14 protein-coding genes and 1 tRNA gene are annotated in these 15,121 nt (G+C 73.5%); 6 read left to right on the top strand and 9 right to left on the bottom strand.

Going from position 1 to position 15,121, the window contains the following annotated elements:
• Positions 1–12: 12 nt before the first annotated feature.
• Positions 13–825 carry a DeoR/GlpR family DNA-binding transcription regulator gene (locus tag ACFQS7_RS09060; RefSeq protein WP_380067236.1) on the bottom strand — a complete coding sequence of 271 codons (813 nt, stop codon included), beginning with the start codon at positions 823–825 and terminating at the stop codon, positions 13–15.
• Between the two features lie 139 nt (positions 826–964).
• Here ACFQS7_RS09060 and ACFQS7_RS09055 point away from each other — a divergent pair, with 139 nt between their 5' ends.
• Positions 965–1,414 carry a nuclear transport factor 2 family protein gene (locus ACFQS7_RS09055; RefSeq protein ID WP_380066715.1) on the top strand — a complete coding sequence of 150 codons (450 nt, stop codon included), beginning with the start codon at positions 965–967 and terminating at the stop codon, positions 1,412–1,414.
• Between the two features lie 184 nt (positions 1,415–1,598).
• Here ACFQS7_RS09055 and ACFQS7_RS09050 read toward each other — a convergent pair whose 3' ends face one another.
• Positions 1,599–1,907: an HU family DNA-binding protein gene (locus tag ACFQS7_RS09050; protein WP_380066714.1), complete on the bottom strand. Its 309-nt coding sequence runs from the start codon at positions 1,905–1,907 to the stop codon at positions 1,599–1,601.
• A gap of 264 nt (positions 1,908–2,171) precedes the next feature.
• On the opposite strand from ACFQS7_RS09050, the gene ACFQS7_RS09045 reads away from it, so the two are divergent.
• Positions 2,172–3,254 (top strand): AI-2E family transporter, encoded by a 1,083-nt coding sequence (locus tag ACFQS7_RS09045; protein ID WP_380066713.1) that lies wholly within the window; start codon positions 2,172–2,174, stop codon positions 3,252–3,254.
• Here the strand turns inward: ACFQS7_RS09045 and ACFQS7_RS09040 are convergent.
• On the bottom strand, positions 3,247–3,873 hold the full coding sequence (locus tag ACFQS7_RS09040; RefSeq protein ID WP_380066712.1) for a YcbK family protein: 627 nt from the start codon (positions 3,871–3,873) through the stop codon (positions 3,247–3,249). The genes ACFQS7_RS09045 and ACFQS7_RS09040 overlap by 8 nt on opposite strands.
• 169 nt (positions 3,874–4,042) lie before the next feature.
• Between ACFQS7_RS09040 and ACFQS7_RS09035 the strand changes: the two genes are divergently transcribed.
• Together ACFQS7_RS09035 and ACFQS7_RS09030 are read left to right on the top strand one after the other, a co-directional pair.
• The gene (locus tag ACFQS7_RS09035; protein WP_380066711.1) at positions 4,043–5,086 is read left to right on the top strand and encodes a glucose 1-dehydrogenase; all 1,044 of its coding nucleotides are present in this window, start codon (positions 4,043–4,045) and stop codon (positions 5,084–5,086) included.
• A 1-nt stretch (position 5,087) separates the two neighbouring features.
• On the top strand, positions 5,088–6,899 hold the full coding sequence (locus ACFQS7_RS09030) for a glycoside hydrolase family 15 protein (RefSeq protein ID WP_380066710.1): 1,812 nt from the start codon (positions 5,088–5,090) through the stop codon (positions 6,897–6,899).
• 47 nt (positions 6,900–6,946) lie between these two features.
• On the opposite strand, the gene ACFQS7_RS09025 is transcribed toward ACFQS7_RS09030, so the two are convergent.
• Entirely contained in the window at positions 6,947–8,560 is a 1,614-nt protein-coding gene (locus ACFQS7_RS09025; RefSeq protein ID WP_380066709.1) for a GMC family oxidoreductase, read from the bottom strand.
• 108 nt (positions 8,561–8,668) lie between these two features.
• Between ACFQS7_RS09025 and ACFQS7_RS09020 the strand changes: the two genes are divergently transcribed.
• Positions 8,669–9,568, top strand: coding sequence for an alpha/beta hydrolase (locus tag ACFQS7_RS09020; protein ID WP_380066708.1), 900 nt, complete (start codon positions 8,669–8,671; stop codon positions 9,566–9,568).
• Positions 9,569–9,710: 142 nt separating this feature from the next.
• Here the strand turns inward: ACFQS7_RS09020 and ACFQS7_RS09015 are convergent, their stop codons facing one another.
• Both ACFQS7_RS09015 and ACFQS7_RS09010 read right to left on the bottom strand, forming a co-directional pair.
• Positions 9,711–10,022: a putative quinol monooxygenase gene (locus tag ACFQS7_RS09015; RefSeq protein ID WP_380066707.1), complete on the bottom strand. Its 312-nt coding sequence runs from the start codon at positions 10,020–10,022 to the stop codon at positions 9,711–9,713.
• A 68-nt stretch (positions 10,023–10,090) separates the two neighbouring features.
• A complete protein-coding gene (locus ACFQS7_RS09010; protein WP_380066706.1) occupies positions 10,091–11,686 on the bottom strand; it encodes a deaminase in 1,596 nt (531 codons plus the stop codon).
• Positions 11,687–12,150: 464 nt separating this feature from the next.
• On the opposite strand from ACFQS7_RS09010, the gene ACFQS7_RS09005 reads away from it, so the two are divergent.
• Positions 12,151–12,372, top strand: coding sequence for a hypothetical protein (locus ACFQS7_RS09005; RefSeq protein ID WP_380066705.1), 222 nt, complete (start codon positions 12,151–12,153; stop codon positions 12,370–12,372).
• 12 nt (positions 12,373–12,384) lie between these two features.
• Here the strand turns inward: ACFQS7_RS09005 and ACFQS7_RS09000 are convergent.
• The 3 genes from ACFQS7_RS09000 to ACFQS7_RS08990 all read right to left on the bottom strand — a co-directional run bounded on the left by ACFQS7_RS09000 (position 12,385) and on the right by ACFQS7_RS08990 (position 15,049).
• A tRNA-Gln gene (locus ACFQS7_RS09000) sits at positions 12,385–12,459 on the bottom strand.
• Between the two features lie 26 nt (positions 12,460–12,485).
• Positions 12,486–13,346, bottom strand: coding sequence for a 4-(cytidine 5'-diphospho)-2-C-methyl-D-erythritol kinase (locus tag ACFQS7_RS08995; protein ID WP_380066704.1), 861 nt, complete (start codon positions 13,344–13,346; stop codon positions 12,486–12,488).
• A complete protein-coding gene (locus ACFQS7_RS08990) occupies positions 13,346–15,049 on the bottom strand; it encodes a tetratricopeptide repeat protein (protein WP_380066703.1) in 1,704 nt (567 codons plus the stop codon). Before ACFQS7_RS08990 ends, ACFQS7_RS08995 begins: the two co-directional genes overlap by 1 nt.
• Positions 15,050–15,121 lie beyond the last annotated feature (72 nt).

Genomic DNA, 15,121 nt, shown 5'->3' with positions numbered 1-15,121 from the left:
CCCAATCGCGCGTCAGCGGGTTGCGGTTTCATCGAATGCCGCGCTTTCCCCCGGCCCGGCCAGTTCCAGCTGCGTCCCTGCCGCCCGGCAGGCCGCGGCGAAGCCCGCCGGCGGGGCACGGTCCATCACCACGCAGTGCAGCTGGGAGACATGGCCGATCCGCACCGGCGCCGAGCGTTCGAACTTCCCCGCATCCGCCACCAGGATCGCGCGCCGCGCATTGCCCAGGATGGCGCGCGCCACCCGCACCTCGCGGTAGTCGTAGTCCAGCAGCCCGCCCGCCTCGTCGAGCGCCGAGGCACCGATCACCGCGAAATCCAGCTTGAACTGGGCGACGAGGTCGACCGTCGCCTCGCCGACGATGCCGCCATCGGCGCGCCGCACCGGCCCGCCGGCGACCACCACCTCGACCCCCTCGCAGGGCAGCAGGATGGAGACGACGTGGATGTTGTTGGTCACCACCAGCAGGTTGCGATGGTGCAGCAGGGCGCGCGCCACTTCCTCGGTCGTCGTGCCGATGTTGAGGAACAGGCTGGACCCGTCCGGGATCAGCGCGGCGCAGCGGGCGGCGATGCGGCGCTTCTCGGCCTGCGCCAGGGCGCGGCGGGCGGCATAGCCCAGGTTCTCGACCCCCGAGGCCAGCATCGCCCCGCCATGCTGCCGCGCCAGCAGCCGGCGGTCGCACAGCGTGTTGAGGTCCTTGCGGATGGTCTGCGGGCTGACGCCGAAGCGGGCGGCCAATTCCTCCACCGCGACGCGCCCGGCGCCGCGCGCCACGGCAAGGATCGCCGCCTGCCGGTCGGAAAGCGCGTCCAGGGGAAGGATCGGTGCCACCGCCCGACCATGCCGCGCGGCGGCGGCCGGCGGAAGCCCGGCGCTGCCGCGGCCAGGCGATGGACGCGGCAAAAGCCGGCGCCTAGGCTTCGCCTGCTACAAGAACCCAACACACAAGGGAGAGACTGCCATGACCTTCGCACGCCGCCAGATGGCCGGCCTCGGCGCCGCCGCCGCGTTGCTCCTCGCACCAGGCCTCGCCCGTGCCCAGTCGGGCGACCAGGCCCAGGTCGCCGCCGCGGTCGAGGCGCTGAACAAGGCGATGATCGCCGTCGACCGGGCGCAGCTCGAAGCCCTGACCTCGCCCGCGCTGAGCTACGGCCATTCCGCGGGGCGGATCGAGACCAAGGCGCAGTTCATCGCCTATCTCGAGAGCAAGGCCAGCGCCTTCCGCAAGATCGAGCTGACCGAGCAGACGATCGGCATCAGCTCGGACGAGGCGATCGTCCGGCACCTGCTGACCGGCGAGACCGTGGACCCGGCCGGCAAGGTCACGCCGGTGCGGATCGGCGTGCTGCAGGTCTGGAGCAAGGATGGCGGCAATTGGCGGTTGCTGGCGCGCCAGGCCTACCGGATCTGACCCCGGCGGGGCGGCCCCGACCGGGGCCGCCCACAGGGGTTTCCGCAGCCAGGCCGACCCCGCGGCGGGGCCGGCCGGCAGGCTCAGCGCCCGTGCAGAAACCGAACTTGCGAAGGAATCCCCTTCGGCGGCATTGGGCCTTTCCCGACCACTTCGCGGCTCAGGGGCATTCCTTCACAAACTCTCAGGCCTTCGCCTTCTTCTTCGCCTTCTTCATGCTGGCGAGCGCGGCATCCTTCAGCGCCGGGCTGGCCTTGAAGCGCACGGTCGCGCCGGCCTTCACCGCCACCTTCTCGCCGGTGCGCGGGTTCATCGCGGTGCGCTTCGGCGTCTCCTTGACCACGAAGGAGCCGAAATCGGGCAGCGTGAAGCGCCCCGTGCCGGTGATCTCGGTCTTGATCGCCGCGATCAGGTCGGCGGCCAGGCGGTTGGCGGCGATCGCCGGCATCTCGGTGGACTGGACGATGACGTCGGTGAGGAACTTCTTCGACATAGGCATGACTCCCTGCGAGTCCTCGCCTCATAGCGAGAAGATCGCGCGGCGTCAGTCGTCTCGTGGCATCCGGTGCGTAGGAATGTGCGCGAAATCGGCCGCAGGCGGCGCGACTCGCGGAATTTGCTGGACTGGACAGGCCCGCGCGGTCGCGGCCACATCCGGCGGCGTGGCCGGCACGGCCCGGCGACGCGCATCGCAGGGGCCGCGACTCGGCCCCGCCCGGCCGCATCCCGCCCGCCGATTCTCCTGACAGGACCCCGCATGCGCCCCGATCCGGCCGCCTTGCCGCCACCGCCGCCGACCGGCCGCTATCCCATGGCGGCCCGCATCGCCCTCGCCTGCGGCCTGGTGCTGCTGGGGCTCTGGACCCTGCATGCCTTCCTGCCGGCGCTGGTCTGGGCGGTGATCCTCGCGGTCGCCACCTGGCCGCTCTATCGCCGCGCCCGGCGGCGCATCCCGGTGCGGGGCCACGGCATCCTGCTGCCGGCAGCCTTCGCCATCGGCATCGCGCTGTTGTTCCTGCTGCCGCTCGGCCTGCTGGCGATCCAGGCGGGGCGCGAGGCCGGCGCGCTGCTGCACTGGCTGCAGGCAGCCGAACGGGACGGCCTGGCCCCGCCCGGCTGGCTCGCCGGCCTGCCCGTGCTCGGCGCCCAGGCCGCCGCCTGGTGGCAGGACAACCTGGCCGGCCCCGGCGGCGCGCGGGAGATCCTGGCGCGCCTCAACACGCCGGAGGTGCTGGATGTCGGCCGCCAGCTCGGCGCCAACCTGGCGCATCGGGCGGTGCTGTTCGGCTTCACCATCCTGACCCTGTTCTTCCTGTTCCGCGACGGCGAGGCGCTGGTGGCGCAGAGCCTGCGCGCCAGCGCCCGGCTGCTGGGCCCGGCCGGGGAACGGGTGGCGCGGCAGATGGTGGCCTCGGTGCACGGCACGGTGGACGGGCTGGTGCTGGTCGGGCTGGCGGAGGGCGTGCTGCTCGGCATCGCCTATGCCATGGCGGGCGTGCCGCACCCCACCCTGCTGGGCGCGGTGACCGCGCTGGCGGCGATGATCCCCTTCGCCGCGCCGCTGGTCTTCGGCATCGCCGCCTTGGCGCTGGCGGCGCAGGGCGCGGCGACCGCCGGGGCGGCGGTGTTCGGCTTCGGCCTGGTGGTGGTGTTCGTCGCCGACCACGTCTTCCGCCCGGCGCTGATCGGCGGGGCCACCCGGCTGCCCTTCCTGCTGGTGCTGCTGGGCATCCTCGGCGGGGTGGAGACCTGGGGGCTGCTGGGGCTCTTCCTCGGCCCGGCGGTCATGGCGGCGCTGGCGCTGCTCTGGCAGGAATGGACGGCGGAGCGGCCTATCTGATCCGGGTCTTGCCCCAGGCTTCCGCCATGCTGGCCAGCGGGTCGAAGGTCAGGTTGAGCCGCCGTGGCTGCCCGCCGGCCGTGACCGGCAAGCCGGCCAGCGCGCCGGGCATGTCGCCCCAGCGCCGCACCGGGCCGCTGTCGACATGGACGAAGCCGCGCGCCTGGTAGACCCCGACCCCGCCACGGCCGAGCAGGACGGCCTGCTCGGCGAAGGCGCCGAGCCGGTCCGATGCCAGCATCACGTCGACCGCCCCGGCCCGCAGGTGCTGGCTGTCCCCGGCGCCGTGCACCGCGGTGTTGGTCTGCGGCGTGCGGTAGCCCGAGAGGATGGTGAGCTCGCCGGCCAGGTTGGCGCGCCGCGCAACCTCCCACAGCACCTCGATCGCGGCCGGGTCGAAAGGCAGGATGGCGCCGGTGCGGGTATCCGCCAGGACCTGCGAAAGCTCCGCCATCGCGGCCGGGTCGGCGGTGCGGCCGTCGTGCCAGGGGCCGGCGAAGCGGTCGCCGGTGGCGGCATGGCGGATCGCCAGCCGCCGCAACACGGGCCGTCGGGGCGCGGCGAGCGCAGGCAGGGGGAACGCGGCAGAGGCCGCGAGCAGCAGGGTCCGACGTCGCATGGCTATCCTGGTAGACGGCAGGCGCGCGGGTGGGAACCCGCCGGGCGCCGGTCACGCGCAGGCGTGTTCTGCGCTGCGGTTCATGAACCGGATGTGAACAAGCCGGCACTGCGGCGAACGTGTGCCGGTTGCGCTGCGTTGTCGCCGGTCGCGGCAAGGGAACAGGACATTGCGGGCACTCACGGTGATCCCAGGACGGGCGGATTCGGGTGCGGTGGTCGAGATGCCGGAGCCGCCGGCGGCCGACGGCCCCATCCTGGTCCGCACCCTGGCGGTCGGCGTCTGCGGCACGGACACGGAAATCCTGGCCGGCGACTACGGCTGGGCGCCCGACGGCGAGGAACGGCTGATCATCGGCCACGAATCGCTGGGCGAGGTGCTGGAGGCGCCCGCCGGCAGCGATTTCCGCCGCGGCGACCTGGTCGCCGGCGTGGTCCGGCGGCCCGACCCGGTGCCGTGCCTCGCCTGCGGCGCCGGCGAATGGGACATGTGCCGCAACGGCCGCTACACCGAGCGCGGCATCAAGCAGCGGCACGGCTATGCCGCCGAGCGCTTCCGGATCGAGGCCGAATTCCTGGTGCCGGTCGACCGCAGACTGGGCGCGCTCGGCGTGCTGCTGGAACCCGCCAGCATCCTGGCCAAGGCCTGGGAGCATATCGACCGCATCGGCCTGCGCGCCCGCTGGGCGCCGCGCAGCGTGCTGGTCACCGGGGCCGGGCCGATCGGCCTGCTGGCGGCCATGATGGGCGCCCAGCGCGGGCTGGAGGTGCATGTGCTGGCGCGGCGCGAAGGCGCCCAGGCGGAGCTGGCCCGCGCCCTCGGCGCCACCTACTACACCGGCCGCATCGCCGACCTGCCCTTCCACCCGGACGTGGTGCTGGAATGCACCGGCGTGCCGGCGCTGGTGATGGAGGCGACGCTGCAGCTGGCGCCCGGAGGCATCTGCTGCCAGGCCGGAGTCTCCGCCGGGGAGAAGCGCATCTGCGTCGATGCCGGCACGCTGGAACGCCGGATGGTGCTGGGCAACCAGGTGCTGTTCGGCACGGTCAACGCCAACCTGCGGCACTACCACGCCGCGGCCGCGGCGCTGGCCAAGGCGGACCGCGCCTGGCTCGGCCGGCTGGTGACGCGGCGGGAGCCGCTGGAGAACTGGCGCGCCGCGGTGGCGCGGCAGCCGGACGACATCAAGACCATCATCGACTTCACGCTCTGACATGGCGCTCCGCATCGAGGACTACGCGGTCATCGGCAACCGCGAAACCATGGCGATGGTCGGCCGCGACGGCAGCATCGACTGGCTCTGCCTGCCGCGCTTCGACAGCCCGGCCTGCTTCGCCGCCCTGCTGGGCACGGCGGAGAACGGCCGCTGGCGGATCGCTCCCTGCCACCCGGCGGCCCGGGTCACCCGCCGCTACCGCCCCGGCACCATGGTGCTGGAGACGCGCTTCGAGACCGCGGACGGCGCGGTGACGCTGATCGACTGCATGCACCGGCGCGACGGCGCGACCGACATCGTCCGGCTGGTCCGCGGCGAACGGGGGCGGCTGGCGATGCGGACGGATCTCGCCATGCGCTTCGACTATGGCCGCGACACCCCCTGGGTCTCGCGGCTGGAGGACGGGCGGCTGCGCGCCATCGCCGGGCCGGACCGGCTGCTGCTGGACACCACCGTGCCGCTGCATGGCGAACGCATGACGACGGTGGCCGAGTTCGCGGTCGCCGCCGGCGAGACGGTGCCCTTCGTGCTGACCTGGACGCCATCCTTCCGGCCGCTGCCGCCGCGGGTGACGGCCGAGGCGGTGCTGGCCGCCGAGACCGGCGAATGGCAGGCCTGGTCGGCGCGCGGCCGGCAGGGCGGCGAGTGGGCCGAGGCGGTGAACCGCTCCCTCATCACCCTGCGCGGCCTGGCACACCACGAAACCGGGGGCATCGTCGCCGCCGCCACGACCTCCCTGCCCGAACAGCTGCGCGGCACGCGCAACTGGGACTACCGCTTCTGCTGGCTGCGCGACGCGACGCTGACCCTGCTGGCGCTGATGGATGGCGGCTATGTCGAGGAGGCCGCGGCCTGGCGCGAATGGCTGCTGCGCGCGGTCGCCGGCAGCCCGGACAAGCTGCAGATCATGTATGGCCTGGCTGGCGAGCGGCGGCTGGAGGAGCATGAACTGGACTTCCTGTCCGGCTACCAGGGGGCCAAGCCGGTGCGCATCGGCAATGCCGCCGCGGGGCAGTTGCAGCTGGATGTCTATGGCGAGCTGATGGACGCCATGCACCATGCGCGCCGCGCCGGCATCCCGCCGAGCGACGATGCCTGGGGGCTGGAACGCACCCTGACCAACCGGCTCGTCGATCTGTGGGACCAGCCCGACGAGGGAATCTGGGAGGTGCGCGGGCCGCGCCGGCACTTCACCTATTCCAAGGTGATGGCCTGGGTGGCGCTGGACCGCGCGGTGCGGGGGATCGAGGAATTCGGCCTGCGCGGGCCGCTGGCGCAATGGCGCGCGGTGCGCGACCGCATCCATGCCGATGTCTGCCGCCACGGCTTCGACGCGGCGCGCGGCACCTTCGTGCAGTCCTACGGCGCGCCGCAGCTCGATGCCAGCCTGCTGATGATCCCGCTGGTCGGCTTCCTGCCGCCGGAGGATCCCCGCGTCGCCGGGACCGTCGCGGCGATCGAGCGCGAGCTGCTGCGAGACGGGCTGGTCCGCCGCTACGACACCGCCACGGTGGCGGACGGGCTGCCGCCCGGCGAAGGCGCCTTCCTCGCCTGCAGCTTCTGGCTGGCCGACAACTACGTCATGCTCGGCCGGCGCGACGAGGCCCGCGCGCTGTTCGAGCGGCTGCTGGCGCTGCGCAACGACGTCGGTCTGCTGGCCGAGGAATACGACCCGCAGGCCGGCCGGCAGGTGGGCAATTTCCCGCAGGCCTTCTCGCATGTCGCGCTGGTCAGCACCGCCGGCAACCTGGCGCGGGCGGTGAAGCCGGCGGAGCAGCGCTCGGGCCATAGCCTGGCCGCCGACGATTAGGCCAGGATGCATTGGGGCGTCATCGCCGAAAGCGCTGACTCCCGCGATCAGGTAAAGCCTGGTGCACGATGCGTGGGCAAGGCCGCACGCGTCGTGCACGCGTCGCGGCGCATCCGCCGCGCCAGGTTCTCGCCGATCATGACGCAGGTGAAGTGCAGGTTGGCGCGGCAGTCGGTCGGCATGATGGAGGCATCGGCGACGCGCAGCCCGGCGACGCCGCGGACGGCGAGGTCCGGGTCCACCACGCCGCGCGGGTCCTCGTACGCCGTCATGCGGCAGGTGCCGGCGGCGTGCTGGATGTCGCCGGCCTCGGCCAGCATCAGCGCGTCCAGCGCGTCGTCCGGCAGCGCCGCGGCGTCGTCCATGGTCAGCGGGCTGTCGCCGAAGGTGATGGAATCGGCCAGGCCGGCGACCTGCGGCCGGGCGCAGAGCGCGGCCAGCCGGCGCACGCCGTCGCGCAGCCGCAGCCGGTCGCGCGGGTCGGCCAGCATGTTCTCCTCGACGACGGGCTGCGCCTCCGGGTCGGCCGAGGCGAGCCGCACCTCGCCGCGCGAGAAGGCGTCGTAGAGCGCGACGCCGATCGCGCCCGAGGCGGCCGGCCGGTCGCCGACCAGGCCGCGGTGGTTGTAGGCGATCATGATCATGTCCCGCTCACCGCCGCCGCCGAGGCCGCTGCTGTAGGTCAGGCAGCAATTGGTGTGGCGCGCATCCGGCCCCTGCGCGACATGCGCCGGCTTCAGCGCCAGTGTCGCGCGCAGGATCGGGTGGTCCATGAAATGCTGGCCGACCGCCGGCAGGTCGTGCAGCACGGGGATGCCGAGCGCGGCCAGCGCCGCCGCCGGCCCGATGCCCGACCGCATCAGGATGCCGGGACTGTGGATCGCGCCGGCGCAGAGCACCACCTCGCGCGCCGCGATCTCCTCCCAGACCTCGCCGAAGCGGACACGCACGCCGCGGGCGCGGCTGCCGTCGAAGACCACGCGGTCGACCAGCGCGCCGCCGCGGATCGTCAGGTTGGGCCGGCCGCGCGCGGGTTCCAGGTAGCCGTCGTTGGTCGTCACGCGCAGCCCGTCGCGGCTGTTGATCGGGTTGCAGGAGATGCCCTCCCCCGCCGGCGCGTTGAGGTCGGCCTTCCAGGCATAGCCCGCGGCCAGCGCCGCGTCGCGCAGCGCGAGGTCCACCGCGCCCCATTCGCCCAGCGGCGCGCGATGCACCGGCAGCGGGCCGCCGCGGCGGATGCCGGGGGCGGTGCCGGTCTCGGCATCGTCCTCGATGGCGTCGAAGATCGGCAGGACGTCGTGGGCGGACCAGCCCTCGCAGCCGGCCTCGGCCCAGGCATCGAAGGCGGCGGGCACGCCGCGGATGGCGATCTGCGCATTGACCGCCGAGGAGCCGCCGAGCGCCTTGCCGCGCCAGTAGAATTTCGGCGCCTGCGCCGCGGTGCGCCGGGTCATCAGCCCGGGCCATTGCCAGGCCGCCTGGTGCGCCGGGTCGTGCATGAAGGGGATGATGTTGGCGCTGCGCAGGGCATGCGGCGCCTCGGCCGAGCGCCAGTCGCGGCCGGCCTCCAGCAGCAGCACGCGGCGCCCGGGGTCCTCGCTCAGCCGCGCCGCAAGGGGCGCCCCGGCCGAGCCGGCGCCGACCACGATCACGTCGTACATGCGGAGGTCCCCTGCGATGCCGCGCCGATCCTAGCCGCGCTTGCCGAGGCCGGCGACCCGGGTGGAGGATGCCGCCGACCACGCCGAGGCGCGGCACGGGAGGACAGCATGACCGCACGCCCCATCGACCCCGAGGTGCAGGTGATCCGCGACCTGCTCGCCGCCCGCCCGCGTCCGGCGGAGCTCGCCGAGCGGCGGCGCAGGCTGGACGCGTTGGGCGGCAGCTATCCGCTGCCCGCCGATGTCCGGGTGGAACCGACGCGCGCCGGCGGCGTGCCCGCCGAATGGACCGAGGCACCGGGCGCCGATCCGTCGCGCGTGCTGCTCTATTTGCATGGCGGCGGCTATGTCGCCGGCTCGCTCGACAGCCACCGGCCGATGGTGGCGGAGGCCGGGCGGCAGGCGGGGATGCGGACGCTGGCGCTGGACTACCGCTTGGCGCCGGAGCACCCCTTCCCCGCCGCCGTGGAGGATGCCGTCGCCGGGTACCGGCACCTGCTGGAGACCGGCTTCGCGCCCGGCCGCATCGCCATCGGCGGCGACAGCGCCGGCGGCGGGCTGGCGGCAGCGACCCTGCTGGCGCTGCGCGATCAGGGGCTGCCGATGCCGGGCTGCGCCTGGCTGGTCAGCCCCTGGGTCGATCTCGAAAGCGCCTCGGCCAGCATGGACAGCAAGGCGGCGACCGACCCGATGGTGCAGAAGCCCTATTTGCTGGAGATCGCCGCGATGTACCACGGCACGGCCGGGGCACGGGCGCCGCTGGTCTCGCCGCTATACGGCGACCTGCACGGCCTGCCGCCGCTGCTGGTGCAGGTCGGCTCGGCCGAGACGCTGCTGGACGAGGGCGTGGCCTTCGCCGGCAAGGCGGGCGCGGCGGAGGTGGCGGTGACCTTGGAGATCTGGCCGGACATGATCCATGTCTGGCACCTGTTCCACCCGCAGCTTGCCGCGGGGCGCAGGGCGATCGCCAAGGCGGGGAGCTTCATCCGCGAGCATCTGGCGGGGTGAGGCAAGCAAGGCTGGGGACGGAAAAGTGTTCCCTCCCCGAACCCCACCCTTCCTTTTCGTAGGTGGGCACCTGCCGCGCGGCAGGTGCCGACTCACAGACATAGAGGAGGGGCCAGGGAGGATACCTCCTCCCTGGCCTCGTTCAGCCCGCCGGCGTCAGCACATGGATCACCCGGCTGGCGATCATCTCCCGCGTCTTCGCCGCATAGGCTGCCATGTGCGGCGCCGCGCCATGCGCCTTCAGCGCGTCGAGGCTCTCCCACTTCTCGATCACCACGAAGGTGTCGCCGCCGAGCGGCGTCTGGATCTTGCCCATGCCCTCGGCGTCGATCGCCGGGCCGTATTCGATGCAGCCCTGCTCGGCATGGACGGCCGGCATGTTGGCACGGAAATGCTCCAGGATCTGCTCCCGCATGCCGGGCTTGGCAGTGATCATGGCAAGTACATGGATCATGGTCGGACGTTCCCCGTTCTTGTGGACGGCGGAGGCTAGGACGGGCGGCACGCCATGCCAACCACGCCTCAGCCGGTTCCGGCGAAGCGCGCGGCGATACGGGCCTCGAGCGTACGGTAGCCCTCGGCCAGCGGCCGGCGGTTCTCGAAGGCGTCCGCTGGCGTGTCGAGCAGCCGGCCGGTCATGCCGTCCTTCACCTCGCCGTCCTTGAGGAAGGCGCGGCGGAACAGCCGCGGCGCGGCGCCGACATAGGGGCGGAAGCAGACCCGCTGCGGCCCGGGCAGGCCAAGCCGGCGCGCCACGCTCGGCGCCACCCAGCCGGGCTGCGGCAAGGTGATGCTGTCGTCGTGCAGCGCCAGCGCCTTGCTCTTCAGGTAGGGCTCGATGAACTGCACCTCGTCCACCCCGGCGGCGACGATGTGCCGCGCGCAATTGTGGCAGGGGAAGGTGGTGACGAACAGCCGCGTGCCGGTGGTCGAGACGCCACGCCGCGCCGCCGAGATCAGCGCATCCATCTCGGCATGCACGGACCGGCTGAATTCCACCAGGTGGCCGAGCCGCGAGCGCCGCAGCCGGCGCGCCAGCAGCGTGCGGCGCGGCCCGGTGCCGAGCTCCACCCCCTGCTCCTCCAGCAGCTCCATCACGTGGTCGACCAGCTTGTTGCGCTCGTCGGTGTTGCGGCAGAAGCCGCCATAGGCGTGGCAGCGGCCGCGCTCGACCTCGGCCGGGTCGTCCGTCCCCTCCCCATACAGGCCACCGCCGGCGCGCGGGACCTCGTTGCAGCCGGTCGCCAGCAGCTGCCCGTCCTGCCCCAGCAGCACCGCGCCCACCTGGCGCGACAGGCAGGCGCTGCCGAGCCGCGCGGCATAGGCGTGGTACATCGCCTGCTCCGCCTCGGTCGGCCGAAGCATCGGCCCCGCCTTCGCGCCCTCGTTGCGCACCAGCGCGAGGAAGCGGCCGAGGTCGGCGGTGACCGGCCAGGCATCCAGCACCGTATCCGGCACATCGGCCCGCGGCAGGGAGGCCGAGCTGTCGCAGTGGAAATCGGCGAAGCGGAAGGCCTCGGCCACCTTCTGGCCGTGCTCCATGCCGGCATTCTCGTCCCGCCCCATGAAGTCCTGCACCGCCCGGGCAGCGTCGGGGTCATCGGCCGCGAAGCCGTATTTCCGCATCAGCCGGGCGTGCCGGGTGCGCTCGTCGCAGACCACGCCGAGCAGCCAGAAGGCCTCGCCATAGACGGATCGGAGCAGCTGCACCTCGGCCGGGTGGCGCAGCGCGTCGCAGATGGCGACGACCGGGCCGGAATTCCGGGCCCGGGCGGCGTGGATCTGCGCGATCATGCCGGCGGCGACGAAGGCGTTGTCGTTCTCATGCCGCAACCGGCTGCCGATCGCCTGCAACGCGGTGAAGCGGCGGATCGGCGGCTCCGCCCCGGCCGCGGCCCAGTCGCCCGGCGCGGCGCGCTGCAGCACGTCGCGGGCGCGGATGGCGACGGCGTCCGTCCCGCTGCGGGCCAGCAGCCGGCCGAGCACCCGGGCGACCGAGGAGGTGCCGGAGCCGACCGCGCCGACCACGGCGATGACCAGGTCGGGGCCCTGCGCCGCGCGGGCCAGGGCCAGCGCCTCGATCCGGCGCGGCTGGGTCGGCGGGCTGGTCATCGGCATCCTGTCATCCACCGTCGCATCCAAGCAGCATGGCCTTGGCCAGGCAAACCGGCGTCCGGCTCATGCCGGCCGCGTCAGCGGGCACGGAGGGGGCGGCGCTGCGGGCCGCGCCGTTGCGGTGGCCGCCGCCGGGAGGGCGCGCCACCCTGCCGTCACCACCGCCGCCGCCTGGCGGCGGGCAGCGCCGGGGATCCCGGAAGCGCGGGCAGACCAGTGCGCCAGGCGCCCGACTATGCAGGCACAGGCATGTTTTCCTCATCGCATTTGGGTTTGCAGCGCGACCTCGCGCCAATGCGCGGTTGGCAAAGCCGGCCGGGAGGCGTCGAATATGATCCGAAGCGCAAACGCCCGCGCAACAACCTGGCAGGATGCCTTCGAAGACTCGCATGTGCGTGATACTATTTCGGTCTGCCGCGCCGCAGGGTGCAGCCGGTTCCTTCCCCTCAAACCGCAGCCATGGACGAATGTCAGCCAGCGTCATCGGCAAGAACGGCCCCGCCATCGCCCCCAGCAACCCCCGCAGCTACGAGGTCAAGGTGCAGCGTCAGATGCTGCCGCCCGGCCGCTGGATGTGGATGATCGTCGAGGAGACCACGCAGATCGTCGTGCAGCAATCGCCGCAGACCTTCCCGAGCGCCCAGGAAGCCTGGGTCGGCGGGCGCCGTCGGCTCGGCAAGCCGGCCTGAAGGATCGAAGGTTGGCTGGGGCGCCAGGATTCGAACCTGGGAATGGCGGTACCAAAAACCGCTGCCTTACCACTTGGCGACGCCCCATCCGTCGCGGGCCCGGTGAATAGAGGTCAGGTGGCCCTGCCGTAAAGCCCCCCCGCCGCGTTCCACCAGTGCCCGGGCAGCAGCACCGCCGCTGCCCGCGCCGCGGCGGCATCGGCGAAGATGCCGAAGCAGGTCGCGCCCGATCCGCTCATCCGTGCCAGCAGGCAGCCGGGCAGCGCGCGCAGCGCTGCCAGCACCTCGGCGATCGCCGGGCACAGGCCGATCGCCGGCGCCTCCAGGTCGTTGCGCAGCGCTGCCAGGTCCCGCGCCATGGCGGCGGCATCCGGCCAGGATGCGGGCAGCACGGCGGGCGGGGTGAAGCCGCCGGCGCGGGCCTTGAAGACGGCCGGCGTCGGCAGCGCCACGCCGGGATTGACCAGTAGCAGGCCGCAATCCGGCAGCGCGGGGGCGGCCGAGAGCACCTCGCCAATGCCCGCCATGCGGGCGGGGCGGGAGGCGACGCAGACCGGGATATCGGCGCCGAGCGGCGCGGCGACCGCCGCCAGCCGCGCCTCCCCCAGATCCAGCCCCCACAGCCGGTCCAACCCGCGCAGCGCCGCGGCCGCATCGGCCGAGCCGCCGCCGATGCCGGAGGCGACCGGCAGACGCTTGGTCAGCACCAGCGCCGCCTGCGCCGGCACCCCGGCCGCCGCGGCCAGGGCGCGCGCGGCGCGCAGCACCAGGTTGTCCGGCTCGGCCCGCAGCGCCGCGCCGAACCGGCCGTCGAGCGCGAGGGACAGCGACCCGGCCGGCGCCAGTGCCAGTGCCAGTTCGTCGGCCGCCGGGCCGAAGACCGCCAGGCTGTCCAGCAGATGGTAGCCATCCGCCCGCCGGCCGGTCACGTGCAGGTACAGGTTGACCTTGGCCGGCGCCGACTCGGACAGCATCAGCGCTGCGCGGTGCTGGCGGGGTAGCCGGGCAGGCCGTCCTTCAGCTTGGCGGCGATCTTCACCAGCTCCTCCGGCTCCGGCTCCATGGTCGCCGCGCGGCTCCATTGGAAGCGCGCCTCGCGCTGCCGGCCGATCGCCCAATAGGCGTCGCCCAGATGGTCGTTGATGACGGAGTTGCGCGATTCCAGCTCGACCGCCTTCTCCAGCCAGGTGACCGCGCCGGGCAGGTCGCCCAGGCGGAACAGCACCCAGCCCAGGCTGTCGGCGATGTTGCCGTCCTGCGGGCGGAGCTCGGTCGCGCGCAGCAGCATGGCCTTCGCGCGGTCGAGGTTCTTGCCCTGCTCGGCCCAGGTATAACCGAGGTAGTTGAGGACATAGGGCTGCTCGGGCGCGATTTCGAGCGCGCGGAGGAAGTCGGCCTCCGCCCGCGCCCCGTCGCCGGAGCGTTCGCGGGCGATGCCGCGCGCGTACAGCAACGCCCAGTCGCGGTCCCCCGCCGCGGTGCGCGACAGTGCCTGGTCATAGGCGACCGCGGCCTCGGCGAAGCGGTTGCGCCGGCGCAGCATGTCGCCCAGCCGGGCGGAGGCCTGCGGCATCGAGGGATAGCTCTCGGCCAGGCGGCGCAGCAGCGCCACCGCCTCCTCGGTCCGGTCCAGCTTGTCGAGCAGCATGGCGCGGCGCAGGCCGATCACCGGGGCGAGCGGGTCGTCGGCGGCGATGCGGCCCAGCGTCGCCAGCGCCTGCTCGTCATGCCCCTGGTCGGCCAGCGCATCGGCGGTCAGCGCCAGGGCCGGGGCGAAGCCCGGCCGCAACCGCACCGCGAGCTGGGCCAGGACCAAAGCGAAATCCGCCGAGCCCTGCGCCCGCAGCGCCGAGGCGAGCGCGGTATAGGCCTCCGCCCAGCCCTCCGCCGGGGAGGCGACGCCGCGGCCAGCGAGCAGCACGCGGCGGTTCGATTCGGTCGCCGCCAGGGCGGCGTCGTCGCCGCTGGCCAGCAGCTGGTCGAGCAGGCGCTGGGCCTCCTGCGGCTTGCCGGCGCGCTGCAGGATGCCGGCCGAGAGCACCGCCAGCCGCCAGGAAGGCTGCGGCTGGTCGGCCACGGCCATGCGGGCGAAGCGCTCGGCCTCCTTCGGCCGGTTGGCGATGTCGGCGATCAGCGCGGCATGCAGGGCGTTCAGCGCGCGCAGCCGGTTCTGGTCCGCCAGCGGCCGCAGCACCGCCATGGCCTGGTCCGGCTGGCCGCGGCCGAGCTGGATCCAGGCCAGCAAGGTGGGCTGCAGCACCTGCACCGGGCCGTTGCGGCCGAGCGCGCGGACCCGCTGGTCGGCCTTGTCCCAGCGGCCGGCCTGGATGTCGGTGCCGGCCAGCAGCAGGTTGGCGGCGGGGTTGTCCGGCAACCGCCGGGCCAGGCGCTGGGCCTCCGCGCGGCCGTCCAGCAGGGCGGCGAGGAAGGCGCGGTTGAGCACCTCCGGCTGGTCGGGGTCGGCCTTCAGCGCCGTCAGCAGGGCGTCGGCGGCGGTTCCGGTGTCCGTCTCGGCGGCGGCGAAGCGGCCGGTCAGGTAGGCCCCGAAGGCGCCGGTGACGGGGATGCCGGTGGCGCTGCGCGGCCCCCGGTCCCCAGGTGCCCCGCCCGCGGCGCAGGCGGACAGGAGCGCGGCGGCGAGAAGGGCAAGCCGCGGCGAGGGTCCGGGAAACTGCATGGAGGCAGGCTAGCAGCCGGATCTTGCCAGCGCCACGGTTAGGCTGGGCTTTCCGGCAACAGTGTGACACGG

The sequence above is a fragment of the Dankookia sp. GCM10030260 genome (assembly GCF_042666655.1).
In the GTDB taxonomy this organism is placed as follows: Bacteria; Pseudomonadota; Alphaproteobacteria; order Acetobacterales; family Acetobacteraceae; genus Paracraurococcus.
Note: the sequence above shows the minus strand (reverse complement) of the source record. Positions and strands in the feature narration are given on the sequence as shown.

Bases quoted from the DNA above. Each gene is read 5' to 3' on its own strand.
- ACFQS7_RS09040 (WP_380066712.1), bottom strand. From the start codon at position 3,873: ATGCGACGTCGGACCCTGCTGCTCGCGGCCTCTGCCGCGTTCCCCCTG.
- ACFQS7_RS08995 (WP_380066704.1), bottom strand. From the start codon at position 13,346: ATGCTGTCCGAGTCGGCGCCGGCCAAGGTCAACCTGTACCTGCACGTG.
- ACFQS7_RS09020 (WP_380066708.1), top strand. From the start codon at position 8,669: ATGACCGCACGCCCCATCGACCCCGAGGTGCAGGTGATCCGCGACCTG.
- ACFQS7_RS09005 (WP_380066705.1), top strand. From the start codon at position 12,151: ATGTCAGCCAGCGTCATCGGCAAGAACGGCCCCGCCATCGCCCCCAGC.
- ACFQS7_RS09030 (WP_380066710.1), top strand. From the start codon at position 5,088: ATGGCGCTCCGCATCGAGGACTACGCGGTCATCGGCAACCGCGAAACC.
- ACFQS7_RS09050 (WP_380066714.1), bottom strand. From the start codon at position 1,907: ATGTCGAAGAAGTTCCTCACCGACGTCATCGTCCAGTCCACCGAGATG.
- ACFQS7_RS09015 (WP_380066707.1), bottom strand. From the start codon at position 10,022: ATGATCCATGTACTTGCCATGATCACTGCCAAGCCCGGCATGCGGGAG.
- ACFQS7_RS09045 (WP_380066713.1), top strand. From the start codon at position 2,172: ATGCGCCCCGATCCGGCCGCCTTGCCGCCACCGCCGCCGACCGGCCGC.
- ACFQS7_RS09025 (WP_380066709.1), bottom strand. From the start codon at position 8,560: ATGTACGACGTGATCGTGGTCGGCGCCGGCTCGGCCGGGGCGCCCCTT.
- ACFQS7_RS09010 (WP_380066706.1), bottom strand. From the start codon at position 11,686: ATGCCGATGACCAGCCCGCCGACCCAGCCGCGCCGGATCGAGGCGCTG.
- ACFQS7_RS09055 (WP_380066715.1), top strand. From the start codon at position 965: ATGACCTTCGCACGCCGCCAGATGGCCGGCCTCGGCGCCGCCGCCGCG.
- ACFQS7_RS08990 (WP_380066703.1), bottom strand. From the start codon at position 15,049: ATGCAGTTTCCCGGACCCTCGCCGCGGCTTGCCCTTCTCGCCGCCGCG.